Origin of the sequence: Absicoccus intestinalis (assembly GCF_033971885.1) — a bacterium.
GTDB lineage: Bacteria > Bacillota_I > Bacilli_A > Erysipelotrichales > Erysipelotrichaceae > Absicoccus > Absicoccus intestinalis.
Map to the genome: position 1 here is coordinate 1 of NZ_JALBUS010000027.1, position 17,831 is coordinate 17,831.

Here is a 17,831-nt window from a genome sequence, read left to right on the forward strand (position 1 = left end):
CGCTATCTTTGTCAACACGCAAAATGATGAATTGTCCAGCTTTTGCGTGTTTCGCAACAAAAGGTGCTTCCACGACCAATTTGGTAACGGTAGGATTCAACACCTCTTTTTTTAGAATCTTATACATTTTTATCACCCATCCATTTTCATAAGACTGAAAATATTATACAAAAAATTCATTCATTCGTCACGAAGTATTAAAAAAGCAGAAAATTACTTCTGCTCCTTTAACATCCTTTCCCCATTGATCTCGCAATCCGGATCAAAATAAACCATAGGTGGATTATCGGACAATCCTTTTGTATAATTTCGATTATTCAAATACGACAAAAAAGCTTCTTCTTTGGTTGAATCCTCGATAGCTTCTACAAAAAGATCAACGGCCTTTTGTGCTCTTTGCAAGGCATGATCATAAAGATCCAAAAAGCTATCGGTCGATACTTTATCGGCATCACATGGATGGGTCCATTCTTTATGTAATAAATTACATACATCACAAGGATCATCGGCCTCATTCGGTACGATCATACCAGAAACCAAACCAGATTGTTTGATGGTTTCTTCGATGGTTTGAAATGCTTTTAACTTCTTACCTTTTCGATCATATAATAATTTTTGAATTTGTGCCCATTCATTGAGCGCCTGTAAGATTTCATGAGGTTTGACTTGTACCCCATATACCTTCTTTGCACAATTGACATAAATACGTGCTATAGCACGTACATCATCAATATCGACTTCACACACTTTATAAACCGGATAATCTTTGATGGTCTTCTCTTTCTTTATTTTTAGAACAATGGCATCCAACAAAGACTCCATTCGATGATGACGGAATTGACTGGCTGAATCGCCACTTCCGGTGCGCCAGAAAATATATGGATGTGTTGTTGAATCCAATGCCCAATGTGTTAAATGTCCCATCATATAAGCAATTTCATCTTGATACACATCCTCTTCTTGTTCGTTTCGAATCACATCCAATGCTTGATGATAAAAATCATTGATACCGCGTCGATGGCAATATTTTCCTAAGGTACGCACATGACTTTTTTCTTGTACTTTTTTTGGCGTGGTACCATGAAAATATAAATAATCCGGCCCATTCGCACCGATTTCATACAATTGAGAACGATTTTCTAAGAGGGCTTTCTGTTTCGACGTCATGGTTGTGTTTGCGAGTTCTTGTGCAAAGATGACATGCGTATAAATATTTGGCATGTTTATTCCTCCTTCACTAAATGGATCAGTCCATGATATACAATATATTCCGCAAAAGTATCCATCGAACAATACGTTCGAATATTTTCACGAATTTGTTCTTGTTCATCCGCATCTTCTTGATCAAAGGATCGGTAGGCTTGGACCGCATGTAACCCATTTTGGATATCCAATTGCGTATACGAATATTCTTTGGTAAAAACAGGCAATACATTTTTCAAAGAATAGTGTCCCCGCATTCGATTATCATAGAAAATACCTAATTCAAATGGCTTGGAAAGATCGATCATGCGCGAACAAATTTGATCCAATTGATCCGCATAAGCAGGAAATTGTTCACTTAGTTGTTTTAATCGTAACTTTTCTGCACCTTCCATATTATAAACCAAGATACTGCCAGTTTGGGGAACCGATGCAAGCAAAGATTCAATAAAAGCTTGTCGACAATCTTTGGCACCAAAAAAATCTTTATGAACCAATTTTCCCGTTTGGTCTTCCACATGTAAGCTATATTGAAAACACAATACATCAAATGGTTTCATGCGCGCATAAGGTGGAATCGCAAAGGTATCCCATTCAAAATCCAAATAAGAAATGGGATATTGAATTTGTTTGAGCCAATGTTCCATCGCAATCCGATCCAAAAAGTATCCATATCGACTGGCCATGACTTGGGCATATTGCAGACGATACCCTTCTATTTGATCAATGGGCATATCTTTGATATGGCAAATATCGGCTTTGTAAGCATCCAATTTAAATTGTGATGTCGTTAAAAACAAAACCGAATCATCGGGTAAATGACTTTCATCAAAACAATGGGAATAAAATAGACATCGACGTCCAGCCGTACATTGTTTGGTTCGTTCATAGTGGGGTGGTCTTGAAACATCAAGTAATTCTTGGGTCGTATCGATCCATTGATCCAGATCAATTTCACAATTTGCGATACACTCAGCAATGGTATGATGGAGTTTATTTCGGCGATTGAATAATTGATCACTTTCACACAACAAACTTTGCACATCGAGTGCGTCTTTTCGAATGTAATCTTTATTGATATAGATGATCTTATGTTCCGTAATGGCAATACCGCTCTTTGCCGCAATCATTTGATTGATCTTCATGAGCGTAGCTTCACTTTCTTTTGGATAGGCACTCAAATGAGGATAGATTGCTAAATACCCATTCTTCATTTTTTTCAATACCGGAATCTTGGTTCGGCATCCACGATATTCAAATCGAGCATATAACAGAACATCGGTTTGTTTCAATCGGTCCAATGTCTTTTCGTTGGTATCATTTGGTTGGCCAGATGGTTGATCTTCCACATGAAGATATTGTTTCCATAAGGTGGAAAAAGGAACATCCATATGATAAAAACTAAAATATGGCATAGAAATATATGTATGATTCCAACATAATTTTGGACAACGTTGCGCTTGGATCAAATCGTTTACGTGTATCATTGTATTCACCTGTCTCATCATACTATATATTTTCGCAAAATCAATTGTAATTGGGCTTGATACGCTTGCCGGACATGGTCTGGAGCAATAATTTCAACTTGATCGGCAAAGGAAAATAATTGTCGATAAAACACGAAAAAATCTTCAACTAAAAATTGAAAGACATTGTCTTTTTCTTTCATATCCATGCCCCAATACAATTCTCTAAATTGGGGTTGTACTTCCGGATCTACCCGTACAAATACCCGGACAAATTCACCCTTGATCAATGAATTTTTTCCCACATATTGTTCAATATGAAAATGAGAATCACGTAAAAATTTTCTTTCTTGAAACACACACGCAAACATACGTTCTTGGGAAATACGATAGATACGATAATCGTTTCGTTTGTGTGAATAGCCTAAAACATAATAGGCATCATGATAATGAATGATTTCATACGGATCCATCAAAAAAGTGTCGGCATGATCTTGATTGCGACTTTGGTACGTTAAAAGGACACAGTGCTTTTGTTTCAAAGCTTGCTGCATCGTTTCCATCATATCTTTTTCTTTGTCGGTCATTGAAAGGTTGGGCGCATCCATATAGATTCGTTGTGGCGGCAAGGCAGAAGACGTTGAATTCAAAACCTTGTCAATGGCTTCATTGAGTTCGGATTCTTTTTCATAACCTTGGGCATGCATAAATTCCCGTGCTTCCATCAATGCTTGTTTCTGTGCCGGACTCAAAGCCAAAACAGGAAATAAATTGGTTTCATCCAAGCGATATCCACCATAGCGTCCTTTGTATTCTTTGATATTGTAGCCAGCCGTGATCAATTCTTTTTTGAATTCCCGAATGTTCCGTGGATTGGTTTCTAATTCATCCGCTAATTGCTGGGTATTCATCTTCCCTCGTGCTTTGAGCAGCAATAACATTTTTATACATAAACTCGTTCGATTCATACAACCTCGCTAATAAGCAAATCGTTGGGGAAATTCACCAAACCCTCTTTGTGGCTGATAATGTTTTGGAATGATCCCACGATATGCGAGGGGCTGGATCACAGATCCATATCCGTGTTCTAGCGCAAAGCCAAAGGCTTCTTGCGTTTGTTTTGCACCCGCATCGATCAATACTTCGATAATTTTTTGATTTTGGGTACAAATAGCATGGATCAAAATAGGAAATCCATTAAAGACCCAGCTCGGATCCGCCCCGTGTTTTATACAAAACAATACCTCATTTTCATTTTCGTTCCAAACCGCATTGAGTAAATGCAATGCAAGTTGTTTCTCAGACATCTTTATCCCTTCTTTCAGGGATATCATAATGAATATATAGACATTATTTCTGTCAATATATGTCTTTTTTAGATAATCGTTTCGCTTCATTTTCTTGTAACAATCGATAGATCGATGAAAACAATGGAATAAAGATGACCATGCCTAAGACCCCGCCAATACTTGCACCAACCGTGATCGCAACAATGATATACATTGATGGAATACCCACGGATTTACCGACCACATTGGGATAAATAAAGTTTCCTTCCACTTGCTGGATAGCAATAAATAGAATCAAAAAAGATATTCCCTGGGTCGGGCTTTGCAGCATGATGAATAAAGAACATAAGATAGCAGCCACCAAAGCACCAAACATAGGAACCAAAGCACCAATCGCAACGACAAATCCACATAATAGTGAATATGGCAAATGGAAAATAGTACTAAAAACAGTCACCAATGTACCTAGGATCAAACATTCTAATATGGTGCCGCCAATATATCGAGCAAACGTATATTTAAATACATGATAGATATGATTCCCTGTTTCATAGGCGTTTTTTGGTAAATACGCTTTAAAAAGGGAGCGAACATCCGATATAAAGCGTTTTTTATTGAATAGCACAAAAATAGAAAACACAAAGGCCAAAAAGAAAGTCGTCATCCATGAAATGGTGGTCGTAATCAGATTATTGACTTGTGTGACCATCTTGCTATCACCAAACACAAATGAAGAAGCTGCTTCCAAATGACTCCAAATATTGCTTTGATTGATAGATTCTACATCGATCATACCAATGATTCGTTGTAAAGCAGGACTAAAAGAAGTCACACGCAAAGCGGTGGCTTTCACATGCCGGAGTGTCGATGGTAAATTTTCAATTAGATTTTCAATCGATCCGACGACTTGGGGAACGATGGAAAAGAAAAAAGCTAAAATAATAAATACAAATAATAAGATCGATACAATGTTTAAAATGCGACGCGATACTTTTGTATCTTTCATATGAAACAATCGATTTCCTACATTTAAGAGAGCATTGGTGATGATATTAAATACAAACGCAAGTCCAAGACCCAGAATAAAAGGAAAAAGAATCGATAGGATCCAAGCAAAAAAATGGCCTATTGATCCTATATATATGACCAATAGAACGACAATGGCTGCAAATAGAATAATATATTCATAAAAATTAGCTTTTTTTTGGTATTCTTTCGGGACATGAAACATAATCAACCCATCCTTATGGATACATTTTAACGCATTCGCTCTTTCAGGACAAATTTCATGTTAGAATATAAACAGATGGAGGATTACGAAATGAAAATCGTTGATGATTATTTTGGTTGTGATGTATTTGGACCAGAAGCTATGCAAAAATATCTACCACATTCGGTTTATAAGACCATGATGGATGTCATGGAAAATGGCAAGGAACTCCCTGCTTCGATTGCCGATATTGTGGCCAATGCTATGAAGGACTGGGCTACCCAAAAAGGAGCCACCCACTTTACGCATTGGTTCCAACCTATGACAGGCATTACGGCAGAAAAGCACGATGCCTTTATCAATCCGACCGGACCCAATAATGTGATTAGTGAATTTAAAGGAAAAGAATTGATCAAAGGAGAACCCGATGCATCCAGTTTTCCAAGTGGTGGATTACGAGCCACTTTTGAAGCCCGTGGATATACCGCTTGGGATCCCACAAGTTATGCCTTTGTGAAAGATAAGACTTTATATATCCCTACCCTATTCTGTTCTTTTGATGGTTCTAGTTTGGATAAGAAAACAGGTTTATTGCGTAGTATCGATGCCCTGAATGCAGCAAGTGTTCGTTTATTTAATGTCATGGGTTTTAATACCAAAAAAATTAACGTGACCGTTGGACCGGAACAAGAATATTTCTTGATCGATGAAAAATGGTATAAAGAACGCATGGATCTTATGATCACAGGACGAACCTTATTTGGTTGTCCACCTGTAAAAGGACAAGAATTGGATGATCATTATTTTGGAAATATCACACAACGTGTGAAATCCTTCATGGAAGAAGTCGATGAAGAATTGTGGAAATTGGGTGTCTATGCCAAAACGGAACATAAGGAAGTGGCTCCTTGCCAATTTGAATTAGCACCGGTCTATAGTTCCTTAAATTATGCGAGCGATCAAAATCAACTTATGATGGAAGTTCTCCGTAAGGTTGCCCATCATCATGGTTTGGTTTGTCTGCTTCATGAAAAACCTTTTGATGGTATCAATGGTTCTGGTAAACATGATAATTGGTCAATTTCTGATGATAAAGGCGAAAACATTCTTGAACCTGGTGATTCACCGGAAGATAACATTCGTTTCTTAACAGTCTTAGCAGCCATCATCAAAGGGGTCGATGAATATCAAGATCTTTTACGTTTGAGTGTAGCCACTGCAGGTAATGATCATCGTTTGGGTGCGAATGAAGCTCCACCAGCCATTATTTCGATTTATCTAGGAGAAGAACTGACAGCCATTTTAAAGGCCATTGCTTCGGGAAAAGAATATGTCGATCACATCAACACCAAGTTGGAATTGGGTGTATCTTGTTTACCACAAATTTCAAAAGATACGACCGATCGCAATCGAACCAGTCCGTTTGCGTTTACGGGCAATAAATTCGAATTTCGTATGTTAGGTTCCGAGTTGAATATTTCCTGCCCAAATACAATCTTAAATACGATCGTTGCCGAGGAGTTCACACAGTTTGCGGATGAATTGGAAAAGAGCGATCCAAAACATTTAACAGAAGATATCATTGCTTTGATTCGTAAATCATTGAATGAACATGAACGAATCATTTATTCAGGCAATGGATATTCGGAAGAATGGCGACAAGAAGCACTACGTCGTGGCTTGTTAGAATTTAAGACCGCAGCCGATGCGATCCCGCACTATACCGATCCAAAGAATCTCGCTTTATTTGAAAAGCATAATGTATACTCCAAAAATGAATTACAGGCACGCGAATCCATCTTATTGATGAATTATTATCAATTGATCCATATTGAAGCGAAAACCATGGCTTATATGTTACGAAAGCAAATTTTACCAGCTGTATTTGAATATGAGGCTCAATTAGCAACCATCATACAAACCAAAAAAGCAGCAGGTATCCCTTCCTCGCTTGAAGCGAAAATGTTGAATCAGATCAATGAACCGCTTGAAACTCTAGATCAACAACTCAATGAGCTAGAAATCATGAATCAAAAAGATTTTACGGATCCGCATCAAGCCAGTCGCTTTGCCGCTGATGAGTTATTGCCATTGATGAATGCAGTTCGTGCTTCGACCGATACCATTGAAGCAACGATGCCAAAGAAAGCTTGGCCACTGCCTGATTATAATGACATCTTGTTCCAATCCGCTGAATAAAAAAATTTGACTACATCAAAAGATGTAGTCATTTTTATTTCGTACAATTATTTAGTAACAGTCAAATCCGCGGCTTGTATAGGAATCACTTTCATTAGATCGTTTGGATCCATTTCGATCTGGGTTCCAATCTTACCGCCACTAAAGTAAATATGTTCTTGTTGGAAGGCCGTCTCATCAATAAAGGTACGGAATTGTTTTTTCATGCCCAAGGGCGAACAACCACCACGAATATATCCCGTGATCTTATTGATATCTTTCACATGGATCATTTCCACATGCTTGACACCCGCTACTTTTGCGCATTTTTTTAGATCCAATTCTTCAGCAACGGGAAGCATAAATACAACAAATTCTTTTGTGTTGGCTTGTGTCACCAAAGTTTTAAATACATTCTTTGGATCTTGTCCTAACATTTGACAAACATGGATCCCATCTACAGGATCGGACTCTTTGTGTTCATAGGTATGTACTTCATAATCGACTTTACAACGATCCAAATACCGCATCGCATTCGTTTTTTGTACTTTCTTTTTTGCCATACTATCGTTCATACTCCTCTATATAACGACGCATTGTCCGTGTATGTAAGCCCGAACGCAACGACAATAAATTCTCTAATAATTGCTGGCGAGGCAAAGCTACATTCATACGGAAAAAAGCTTGTCCATTCTTACCAAAATCTGATCCTTTCGATACGTAGAGTCCCTCTTTTTCGAGTAACAATTTACAAATTCCGTCGGTCTTTTCTACCATTTGCGAACAATCGATCCACATCAGATAGGTCGATAAACTCTCAACGACCCGCAATTCAGTAATCGATTCACGAATAAATTCCGTGACAATCTTTTTATTTTCGGCCACATACGCATTCATGGCATCGAGCCAATCGCCACTATTCCCAAAAGCGGCAATCGATACTTGTGCATTGAAAAATCCATTGCTGGTAATCAATGCTTGTTCTAAAGCAATCTTTGCTTGTTTACATAAAGCTGGATTGGGAATGATCACACAAGCACTGGATAAACCCGCTACATTGAAAGCCTTGGTACAAGATACCAAAGTAATGCTATTGTTCCAACAGATTTCACTGGCTTTCGCATACGGCACATACGAATATCCAGGTTGGACGATATCACAATGAATTTCATCACTGACGACTAAGACATGATGTTTTTGACATACATTGCCAATATGTTCCAGATCCAGTCGATCCCAAAGATTTCCTGTGGGATTGTGTGGATTACATACGATCATCATTGAGGTTTTGGCATTTCCAAGTTGATGATCGAGTTCATTGAAGTCAATGATATAAGATCCATTAACATACAATAAAGGATTTTCAATACAAACACGACCCATATTTTCAATGATATGTCGGAACATATGATAACCCGGTGTCATGATCACAATATGATCACCAGGTTGGGTAAAGCGTTGAATCATCACATTCAATGCAGGCAATACACCCGTGACATACTGCATCATTTCTCTTTCAAATTGGATGCCATGTCGTTCTAACCACCATTTCTGAATGGATGTATAAAAAGCAGGAGGAATCAATGTATACCCATACACCTGCGGATATAGACGATTGGAAATGGTTTGTTGGATGGCTGGAGCCACTTGAAAATCCATATCGGCTACCCACATCGGTGCTTTCGCATTTTTGAGATCCCATTTTATCGAGTCCGTATATTTACGGTCAATGATCTTATCAAAATCATATATCATATTTATCACCTACTATGCATTTTAACATGCAAAAAATAGGACTTCAATTGAAGCCCTATATATGGATTTACTTTTAAAGTTTCCTACTGTTTTTTATTTTAATGACACCCCATCTTTAAAAGCATTTCCTACCTTTGCCCCAATCCCAAAATAGGCATTTTCAAAAGGATCAAAGCTAATCGGTTTTAATTTTTTTATGTCTACAGTTCCATTGGTAACTATGCTTTCATCTGCAGATACATTTACAATTTCGCCAACCAAGATACCATCGGAAAAACGTTTCACTCTGCACTCCATCGCAAGTGGAAGCTCATCAATCAAAGGGGCATCCACAAATTCGCTCTTTGTTGCATGAAAACCAGCTTTGGAAAACTTGTTTGGCACTTTTCTTGCTGATTCTATACCCACATAATCACAAGACGCAACATGATCTTCCGTTGCCGTGCTTACCGTAAACGCTTTTTTTACCTTCAAATTATCCGTTGTCTTATGATCCGAAAGACTGATGGTAATTTCCTTAAAGTCCGTTGTCATTCCCCAAGCCGCATTCATGGCATTCGGAACGCCGTTCTCATCATAGGTTCCAATGATCAACACAGGTTGTGGGTACATAAGGGGTTTTGCCCCAAAATTTATTCTACTCATTTTTGATATCCTCCCATTATCGAATGAAATGCGTAGGTTGCCATTCTTCCTTCTTTGGCAAGCCGTATTTCTCTTTTCCAAGTGCAATGCTCTTCATAAGAAAAGTCATATTCCTTGCCAGAGTACGCATAGTTTGCAGACCTTCAAGATCTTGGTCTGCCTCCCCTTTTTCTCTGCCATGAACACCATTCCAATACTGGCTGGATGCAACAGGCATGCCACTTATGGTAAAATATTTATTTAATTCATCAAAGGTTGCAGATGCTCCACCTCGTCTGGCTACAACTACGCTTGCGCCAACTTTCATCGTTTTGTCAAAATCGGTACTGTAGAACAATCGATCAAGACAGGCAATTAGCGTTGCATTCGCCGATGCATAATAAACGGGTGAGGCCACAACTAGTCCATCTGCTTTCTCAAACTTCGGAGCTAGCTCATTGACAATATCATCGAATACGCATTTGCCCTCTTTGTGGCAATACCCACAAGCAATGCACCCTCTAATATCCTTGTTTCCAATCGGAATGACTTCTGTGTCTACACCTTCTGATGAAAAAATATCTATCATTTCCTTTAGAGCTCTACTTGTATTGCCACCCACCCGTGGACTTCCATTCATGATCAATACTTTTGTCATAATAAACACCTACTACAATGATGCTCTGAAAATTTCGGCAATATCTTGGCGTAAAAGGGGTACCCATGCATTCTCAAGACCTTCATTATCAGCTACATGCTTTGCCATCTCATCAATGCGGCTCTCATCAATTCCTACTTCTTTTAAATGCATAGGAATATGGATAGATTCAAAGAACTTGTATGTCGCTTCAATGGCTTGATTTGCAATCGTAAATGGATCCTGATGGGAATCAATTCCAAATACATGAACACCATATTTCACAAATCGATCGACGGTCTTTTCACTCAAAACATGCTTCATCCATCTTGGTGTAATAATGGCCAATCCTACACCATGCGTAATGTCATAGTAGGCAGAAAGAACATGCTCCATACCATGCAAAGGCCATCCGGTTGGACTATTTCCTAAAGAATAAATGCCATTGCATCCATAGGTACAGGTCAACATCATCTCAGCTCTAGCTGTATAATCCTCAGGATCTTCGATACACTTCTTAGCATTTACCATTAGACTCTTTAATCCAGCTTCCATGAAGCCGTCATTCAGAATTGTTGAATCCTCACAGAAATACTGTTCCATGATGTGATTCATCGCATCAGCACATCCGGCAGCTGTCTGCTTTGCAGAAACGGTAAATGTGTAGGTAGGATCAAGGAATGAAACAACAGGATAAAGAAGTGGATCTACATATCCAATTTTATCGTTGGTTGCTGTTCTTGAAATAACGCCACCACAATCATACTCACTTCCAGTTGCAGCTAGAGTAATGATGTCAACAATCGGTAGGGCGGCTTGGGCCTTCACCTTGTAGGAAATTAAATCCCAGGGATCGCCGTCATATTTTGCGCCGGCTGCAATTGCCTTGGAACAGTCAAGTACACTTCCTCCACCAACGGACAGAATGACATCAATATCATTTTCCTTACAAAGCTTTACGCCTTCAAGAACACTCGGGTCATACTTAGGATTTGGCTGAATTCCGGAAAGTTCTACGATCGTAAACTCTTTAAGAAGTTCCTTTACCATATCATATAGTCCCATTTTTTTAATACTTCCCCCTCCATAGGTTAGAAGAATCTTTTTCCCATAACGACTCATGACTTCAGGCAGCTTTTCCACAACTCCCTGTCCAAATAGGAGTCTTGTAGGGGTACAATAGTCAAAATTCTGCATGTTTTTCCTCCTTTAATCATTCTTCCTGTTTCACATCGCAAAACAGGACACCGATCTTCATCGATTCTACCGGATCGTATGTTTTTTTTCTTTCATTCGATATTGGATCCTTACGACTTCACTATACTCCTTAAAGTAAACTTTAAGTCAATACTTGAATATATTTTTACAAAAAGATCCAAATCCTCATTCTCCATTTATTTTGATCAAATGAAGGGATTCTATATGGGTATCTTGTCTTTAAAATACGGGTTCATTCACGACACATAAACCAATTGCCTATAAATAAAGAGCTTCTGCTACGTTTGTTCAAATCTATACATAGTAATAAAAAAGACTGTTGATTTTTTCATTCAACAGTCTTTATATACGCTACTTTCCAAATTTAATGGCAGCTTGTGCCGCAGCTAATCGGGCAATTGGCACACGATATGGCGAACAAGAAACATAATTCAAACCAACTTGTTGACAGAAATCAATAGAAGCTGGATCACCACCATGTTCTCCACAAATACCTAATTTGATATCTGGACGAGTCTTACGTCCACCTTGTGCTGCAATTTGGATCAATTTACCAACACCTTTTGTATCCAAGTGTGCAAATGGATCAGAATCAAAGATGTTATCATCATAGTAATCCGACAAGAAGGATCCCGCATCATCACGTGAGAATCCAAATGTCATTTGGGTCAAATCATTCGTACCAAAGGAGAAGAATTCAGCTTCTTGTGCAATTTCATCTGCCAATAAAGCCGCACGTGGAATTTCGATCATTGTTCCAACATGATATTTCATGTCCACATTGGAATCCTTGATCAATTTATCTGCTGTTTTCGAAACAATGTTCTTCACAAATTTCAATTCGTGGACAGAACCAACCAATGGAATCATGATTTCCGGTTCAATGTTCCATTCTGGATGTCGATTTTGTACATTGATGGCTGCAGTAATAACAGCTAAAGTTTGCATTTCGGCAATTTCAGGGAATGTGATTGCCAAACGAACACCACGATGACCTAGCATTGGGTTAAATTCATGGAGATTCGCAATAACAGCATCCAATTCTTCTTTTGGCATTTTCATTTCATCCGCCAATTCGGCAATTTCTTCATCGGTTTTTGGCAAGAATTCATGTAGAGGTGGATCCAAATAACGAATCGTTACCGGTTGTCCTTGCATCGCTTCATATAAACCTTCGAAGTCTTTTCTTTGCATTGGTTCGATCTTCGCTAATGCAGCACGACGTTGTTCCGTTGTCTTTGAAACGATCATTTCGCGCATGGCTTTGATTCGATCACCTTCAAAGAACATATGTTCCGTACGAGTCAAACCAATACCTTGAGCACCAAATTCATAAGCTTGTTTCGCATCACGAGGTGTATCTGCATTGGTACGAACTTGCAGTGTACGTCTCTGATCTGCCCATTCCATGAAACGTTCAAAATCACCGGTGATAGCAGCCGGAACGCTCTTAATGGCTTGACCATATACATTTCCTGTCGAACCATCCACCGAAATAACATCACCACGATTGAAACGTTGACCATTTACAACAAAATAGCCTTCTTCTTCATGCATTTCGATCGCGCTACATCCAGCAACGCAACAAGCACCCATACCACGAGCTACAACCGCTGCATGACTGGTCATACCACCACGAACCGTCAAGATGGCTTCGGAAGCACTCATACCTTCAATATCTTCTGGACTCGTTTCCAAACGAACCAAAATCACTTTACGGCCTTCTTCTTTGGCCTGAATGGCTTCTTCTGCACTGAAGACAATTTCACCTGAACCAGCACCTGGACTAGCTGGTAAACCAGTTGTGATTGGTGTTGCAGCTTTCAATGCATCCGGATCAAACATAGGATGCAATAAAGAATCCAATTGTTGTGGTTCCACCATCATCAATGCTTCATCCGTTGTGATTGCACCTTCATCTACCATATCCGTCGCAATCTTCAAGGCAGCTTGTGCTGTACGTTTACCATTTCGTGTCTGCAACATGAATAATTGACCTTTTTCAATGGTAAATTCCATATCTTGCATGTTGCGATAATGTTTTTCAAGCGTATCACAAATTTCCAAGAATTTATCGTAAGCTTGTGGTGCCACTTCTTTTAAATGATCAATGGTTTGTGGCGTACGAATACCAGCAACGACATCTTCACCTTGCGCATTCATCAAGAATTCGCCATACAATTTCTTTTCGCCGGTGCTTGGATTGCGGGTAAACGCAACACCGGTACCACAATCGTTACCCATATTTCCAAATACCATCATTTGTACGTTGACGGCAGTTCCCCAACTTGAAGGAATATTATTCATTCGACGATAATAGATAGCTCGTTCATTGTTCCAAGAGCGGAAAACCGCTTCGATAGCTCCCATCAATTGTTCTTTGGGATCTTGTGGGAAATCCGTATGTAATTGTTCATTATAGAATTGTTTAAAACGAACCACCAATTCTTTCATATCATCAGCCGTTAGATCCAAATCGCTTTCAATTCCACGTGTTGCTTTTACATCATCAATGATCTTTTCAAAACGAGACTTATTAAGACCCATGACGACATCTGAATACATTTGTACAAATCGACGATACGAATCATAAGCAAAACGAGGATTATCGGTAAGTTTTGCAACTGTTTCAACGACCGTATCATTCATACCTAAGTTTAAGATCGTATCCATCATACCTGGCATACTAGCTCGTGCACCAGAACGAACACTGACCAATAAAGGATTGTTTGTATCTCCTAATTTTTTACCCGATTGTGCTTCTAACTTATCTAAATATTCGAAGATCTGGGCTTTAATTTCATCATTAATGCATTCATTATCTTGATAATATTGGGTACATGCTTCCGTTGTAATTGTAAATCCATAAGGTACTGGCATGCCTAAATTACTCATTTCCGCAAGGTTGGCACCTTTTCCACCAAGCAGCTCACGCATGTGCTCATTTCCTTCACGGAACAAGTATGTATACTTTTTTGTCATTTTTTCCTCCTTTGTAAGCCTTTTCGCTTTCTCATTATAACATAGAAACTTAAGTATCATAGAAAAAGTTTTCAAACGCATGAGGAAAGTTTTCATTTTTTTTATTCAAAATTTTGTGCTATACTAACACGTATGATTTCAACCTTTATTCCCCTATTGATTTGTTTAAACTTATTTGTATCCGCAAAATGGGCCTTTTCTTATTTTGGTTTATCTTGTTTTGAACAAATCATTTTTCATTTAAAAGTCCCTCTTGAAGGTACAAATACCGAATTTATTGCCGACTGGGCAAAAAAATGTGGTATTAAAGCTCTCGGTATGACCATTCTTATTTATCTCATCCAAATTTTGGTTTTCCCTCACAAATATATTTTCACATCGATCATTTGTGCAGGATCCCTTATTTGGGCAGCTCATATTGTGGGTATGTTTGAATGGATCATCAATCAATTTCGAAAAACCGATATATACGATACCTATTTTGTGGATACAAATAGCGTAAAATTAACGTTTCCCGAACACAAACAAAATCTAATCTATATTTTTGTCGAATCCTTAGAAACGACTTATACTTCCAAAGAAAATGGTGGCAATTATACAGAAGACCTACTTCCCAATTTGTCTCATTTGGCAAAAAAATATATCAATTTTTCCCATCAAGATAAATTAGGTGGTGCCCATGTTTTGGCAGGTACAGGATGGACAACTGGAGGAATCGTTGCCCAAACTTCAGGCGTTGGTTTGACCGTACCCTTGACCAGTCATCGTTTTAAAGAAGGGATTCCCTTCTTAGAAAAAGCCAAAACCTTACAAGATATACTTCATGAAGAAGGCTATCAACAAGAATTTTGTATTGGTTCGCAAGCTGCGTTTGGTGGTCGTAAATTTTATTTTGATACGCATGGTCCTGTAAAAATTTTTGATTACAATACTGTAAAAGATCAACTGCCCGATAATTACCCCGTATTCTGGGGATTTGAAGATGAAAAATTATTCGCATATGCCAAACAAGAAATCACTAAAATGGCCAGTCAAGATCAGCCTTTTCATTTTTCTATGTTGACCGTGGATACCCATCATCCCAAAGGGTATAAAGATCGTCATTATCAAGAACAATACCCAGAACGTTTATCCAATATCATTCATGAATCCGATCGAAAACTGGGTGAATTTATCCAATGGATCCAAGCACAACCCTTCTATAAAGATACGACCATCGTGATTTGTGGAGATCATACAAGCATGGCTGAAGAATATATTTCTCATACCTATGATGCATCCTATGATCGGACAACATGGAATACGATCATCCATGCGAAAAATACCCCAAAACAAAATAAAAATCGGAAATTTACATCCTTTGATTTTTTCCCTACGGTATTAAGTGCTATGGGTGTACAAATCGAAGGCGATCGATTAGGATTTGGTACCAATCTTTTCAGCGATAAAAAAACACTTCCTGAAAAAATTGGTTATCAAATTTTTGATAAAGAATTACGAAAACAATCCCAATATTATTGGGATCACATTCTATAAAAAAAGTACAAGCCCTAAACTTCGGCTTGTACTTTTTCTTCGGATGATAAGACCAATTGACCTGGTTCGCGAACCGATCCACACAATGGATAATTGGGACAAGATTCATTGCATGAGCTTTCACAAACTTCATCAAATTTCGAACGCATAGATGGAGTCATCATGGTTGTGATCTCATCATCGTCATAACCAACAACGAAGCTTTGTTTGCTGATCATGATGGGCCGACGTAAGATCGATGGATTTTTTTGAATGAGATCAACCAATTCATTCGTAGAATATTCATCAATATTTTTATCCAGTGCCTTATAGGCCTTGGAACGAACCGATATGATATCCTCTGTCCCATTTTCACTTCTTGATAAAATATATTTGATTTCATCTTTATTCAATAAAGTCGTAAAGATATTTTTTTCTACAAATTCAATTTGATTCTCTTTTAACCATTGTTTTGCTTTCCGACAACTTGCACATCCAGGTGAAGTATAAATAATGACCATAGAATTCCTCCTTGCCTTTTCTTCTTTTCATTATATCAACCTTGTCAAGTCCTTCTATAATCAGTAAAATAGAATCATTGGAGATGATAAAATATGAAACGTGTATTAAGTGCTGTAAAACCGACAGGCCGCATGACACTCGGTAATTATATTGGTGCGATCCGGCAATTTGTACAGCTGCAAGATGAATATGAAATGTTCATTTTCATTGCCAATGAACATGCCATAACGATTCCCATCGAAGCAAAAGAATTACGACAGAACACAAAAGATCTGCTCGCCCTCTATTTAGCGGCTGGTTTGGATCCGGCAAAGGCAACGATTTTCCTTCAGACCGATGTGCCAGCACATGCCCAATTGGGATGGGTCATGACGTGTATGTCCTATATGGGCGAATTGCAACGAATGACACAATACAAAAGCAAGACAGCCAATGGTGAAACCGGGATCACCGCTGGTCTATTTACCTATCCTTGTTTGATGGCTGCCGATATTCTGTTGTATGATGCCGATTATGTACCGGTTGGTATCGATCAAAAACAACATGTGGAATTGACACGAAATCTAGCCGAACGATTTAATCATCGATACAGTGATACCTTTGTTTTGCCAGAACCATTGATGACAGAAGTTGGTCAAAAAATTTATTCTTTGCAAGATCCAACGAAAAAAATGTCAAAATCCGAAGGAAATGGCAAAGGAACCATTGAATTATTAGATGATCCTGCTGCTGCTCGCAAAAAAATCATGTCCGCTGTGACCGATTCCCTAGGTATCATTCAATACGATCCTGAAAATCAACCAGGACTTGCCAACTTATTGACGATTCAATCTTGTCTGACCAATGAATCCATTGACAGCATCGTTAGTCGTTTCCAAGGAAAAGGATATGGTGAATTAAAGAAAGAAATTGGTCAAACTGTTTTTGATTTCTTGACGGATCTACAAACGAAATATAAAGAAATTATATCAAGCGGACAAATTGATGTGATCCTCGCACAAGGGGCTGAAAAAGCCAATTACATTGCCAATAAAAAAATTCGTAAAGTATATAAGAAAATTGGCTTCACGATTTCAAAAAAATGATGCAGATTCAATCTGCATCGTTTTTTATTGCGTAGCGAATACCACGCGCTATGTGCGTGGTGGTAGACCTTTTAGTGTTAAAAAAGACAACCTCCTATACTACAATGAATATGGCCCGCCAGCCGTAAACAAAATAATATAGGAGGT

Annotated in this window: 15 protein-coding genes; 3 read left to right on the plus strand and 12 right to left on the minus strand. The window is 38.4% G+C overall.

The window, feature by feature from the left end; all coding sequences use genetic code 11:
* Positions 1–213: 213 nt before the first annotated feature.
* From MOZ64_RS11170 to MOZ64_RS11190, 5 genes are read right to left on the minus strand one after another with little or no spacing between them, the layout of a single operon-like run.
* Positions 214–1,221, minus strand: coding sequence for a zinc dependent phospholipase C family protein (locus MOZ64_RS11170; RefSeq protein WP_320326634.1), 1,008 nt, complete (start codon positions 1,219–1,221; stop codon positions 214–216).
* A gap of 2 nt (positions 1,222–1,223) precedes the next feature.
* Entirely contained in the window at positions 1,224–2,690 is a 1,467-nt protein-coding gene (locus MOZ64_RS11175) for a DUF2779 domain-containing protein (RefSeq protein WP_320326635.1), read from the minus strand.
* Between the two features lie 17 nt (positions 2,691–2,707).
* Positions 2,708–3,637, minus strand: a complete 930-nt coding sequence (locus MOZ64_RS11180; RefSeq protein ID WP_320326636.1) for a helix-turn-helix transcriptional regulator — start codon at positions 3,635–3,637, stop codon at positions 2,708–2,710.
* 9 nt (positions 3,638–3,646) lie between these two features.
* Complete coding sequence (locus MOZ64_RS11185; protein WP_320326637.1) at positions 3,647–3,976, minus strand: ankyrin repeat domain-containing protein; 330 nt, start codon at positions 3,974–3,976, stop codon at positions 3,647–3,649.
* 52 nt (positions 3,977–4,028) lie between these two features.
* Positions 4,029–5,189 (minus strand): AI-2E family transporter, encoded by a 1,161-nt coding sequence (locus tag MOZ64_RS11190; RefSeq protein WP_320326638.1) that lies wholly within the window; start codon positions 5,187–5,189, stop codon positions 4,029–4,031.
* Positions 5,190–5,279: 90 nt separating this feature from the next.
* Here MOZ64_RS11190 and MOZ64_RS11195 point away from each other — a divergent pair, with 90 nt between their 5' ends.
* Positions 5,280–7,367: a glutamine synthetase III family protein gene (locus tag MOZ64_RS11195; protein WP_320326639.1), complete on the plus strand. Its 2,088-nt coding sequence runs from the start codon at positions 5,280–5,282 to the stop codon at positions 7,365–7,367.
* 47 nt (positions 7,368–7,414) lie between these two features.
* Here the strand turns inward: MOZ64_RS11195 and ybaK are convergent, their stop codons facing one another.
* The 6 genes from ybaK to ppdK form a co-directional block, all read right to left on the minus strand.
* Entirely contained in the window at positions 7,415–7,909 is a 495-nt protein-coding gene (gene ybaK / locus MOZ64_RS11200; protein ID WP_320326640.1) for a Cys-tRNA(Pro) deacylase, read from the minus strand.
* A 1-nt stretch (position 7,910) separates the two neighbouring features.
* Positions 7,911–9,101 (minus strand): MalY/PatB family protein, encoded by a 1,191-nt coding sequence (locus tag MOZ64_RS11205; RefSeq protein ID WP_320326641.1) that lies wholly within the window; start codon positions 9,099–9,101, stop codon positions 7,911–7,913.
* A gap of 93 nt (positions 9,102–9,194) precedes the next feature.
* A complete protein-coding gene (locus MOZ64_RS11210) occupies positions 9,195–9,746 on the minus strand; it encodes a flavin reductase family protein (protein ID WP_320326642.1) in 552 nt (183 codons plus the stop codon).
* Between the two features lie 16 nt (positions 9,747–9,762).
* A complete protein-coding gene (locus MOZ64_RS11215) occupies positions 9,763–10,383 on the minus strand; it encodes a flavodoxin family protein (protein WP_320326643.1) in 621 nt (206 codons plus the stop codon).
* 12 nt (positions 10,384–10,395) lie between these two features.
* Complete coding sequence (locus tag MOZ64_RS11220) at positions 10,396–11,559, minus strand: iron-containing alcohol dehydrogenase (RefSeq protein WP_320326644.1); 1,164 nt, start codon at positions 11,557–11,559, stop codon at positions 10,396–10,398.
* A 372-nt stretch (positions 11,560–11,931) separates the two neighbouring features.
* The gene (gene ppdK, locus MOZ64_RS11225) at positions 11,932–14,562 is read right to left on the minus strand and encodes a pyruvate, phosphate dikinase (protein ID WP_320326645.1); all 2,631 of its coding nucleotides are present in this window, start codon (positions 14,560–14,562) and stop codon (positions 11,932–11,934) included.
* 132 nt (positions 14,563–14,694) lie between these two features.
* Between ppdK and MOZ64_RS11230 the strand changes: the two genes are divergently transcribed.
* Positions 14,695–16,098 carry an LTA synthase family protein gene (locus tag MOZ64_RS11230; protein ID WP_320326646.1) on the plus strand — a complete coding sequence of 468 codons (1,404 nt, stop codon included), beginning with the start codon at positions 14,695–14,697 and terminating at the stop codon, positions 16,096–16,098.
* 14 nt (positions 16,099–16,112) lie between these two features.
* Here the strand turns inward: MOZ64_RS11230 and MOZ64_RS11235 are convergent, their stop codons facing one another.
* A complete protein-coding gene (locus MOZ64_RS11235; protein ID WP_320326647.1) occupies positions 16,113–16,598 on the minus strand; it encodes a Spx/MgsR family RNA polymerase-binding regulatory protein in 486 nt (161 codons plus the stop codon).
* Positions 16,599–16,691: 93 nt separating this feature from the next.
* On the opposite strand from MOZ64_RS11235, the gene trpS reads away from it, so the two are divergent.
* Positions 16,692–17,684 (plus strand): tryptophan--tRNA ligase, encoded by a 993-nt coding sequence (gene trpS, locus MOZ64_RS11240; RefSeq protein ID WP_320326648.1) that lies wholly within the window; start codon positions 16,692–16,694, stop codon positions 17,682–17,684.
* The last annotated feature ends 147 nt before the right edge of the window (positions 17,685–17,831 follow it).

What these genes read in the sequence shown, in the direction of transcription:
- ybaK (WP_320326640.1), bottom strand. Translation starts at nt 7,909, where the DNA reads ATGGCAAAAAAGAAAGTACAAAAAACGAATGCGATGCGGTATTTGGAT.
- MOZ64_RS11175 (WP_320326635.1), bottom strand. Translation starts at nt 2,690, where the DNA reads ATGATACACGTAAACGATTTGATCCAAGCGCAACGTTGTCCAAAATTA.
- MOZ64_RS11195 (WP_320326639.1), top strand. Translation starts at nt 5,280, where the DNA reads ATGAAAATCGTTGATGATTATTTTGGTTGTGATGTATTTGGACCAGAA.
- MOZ64_RS11235 (WP_320326647.1), bottom strand. Translation starts at nt 16,598, where the DNA reads ATGGTCATTATTTATACTTCACCTGGATGTGCAAGTTGTCGGAAAGCA.
- ppdK (WP_320326645.1), bottom strand. Translation starts at nt 14,562, where the DNA reads ATGACAAAAAAGTATACATACTTGTTCCGTGAAGGAAATGAGCACATG.
- MOZ64_RS11180 (WP_320326636.1), bottom strand. Translation starts at nt 3,637, where the DNA reads ATGAATCGAACGAGTTTATGTATAAAAATGTTATTGCTGCTCAAAGCA.
- trpS (WP_320326648.1), top strand. Translation starts at nt 16,692, where the DNA reads ATGAAACGTGTATTAAGTGCTGTAAAACCGACAGGCCGCATGACACTC.
- MOZ64_RS11205 (WP_320326641.1), bottom strand. Translation starts at nt 9,101, where the DNA reads ATGATATATGATTTTGATAAGATCATTGACCGTAAATATACGGACTCG.
- MOZ64_RS11220 (WP_320326644.1), bottom strand. Translation starts at nt 11,559, where the DNA reads ATGCAGAATTTTGACTATTGTACCCCTACAAGACTCCTATTTGGACAG.
- MOZ64_RS11190 (WP_320326638.1), bottom strand. Translation starts at nt 5,189, where the DNA reads ATGTTTCATGTCCCGAAAGAATACCAAAAAAAAGCTAATTTTTATGAA.
- MOZ64_RS11210 (WP_320326642.1), bottom strand. Translation starts at nt 9,746, where the DNA reads ATGAGTAGAATAAATTTTGGGGCAAAACCCCTTATGTACCCACAACCT.
- MOZ64_RS11230 (WP_320326646.1), top strand. Translation starts at nt 14,695, where the DNA reads ATGATTTCAACCTTTATTCCCCTATTGATTTGTTTAAACTTATTTGTA.
- MOZ64_RS11215 (WP_320326643.1), bottom strand. Translation starts at nt 10,383, where the DNA reads ATGACAAAAGTATTGATCATGAATGGAAGTCCACGGGTGGGTGGCAAT.
- MOZ64_RS11170 (WP_320326634.1), bottom strand. Translation starts at nt 1,221, where the DNA reads ATGCCAAATATTTATACGCATGTCATCTTTGCACAAGAACTCGCAAAC.
- MOZ64_RS11185 (WP_320326637.1), bottom strand. Translation starts at nt 3,976, where the DNA reads ATGTCTGAGAAACAACTTGCATTGCATTTACTCAATGCGGTTTGGAAC.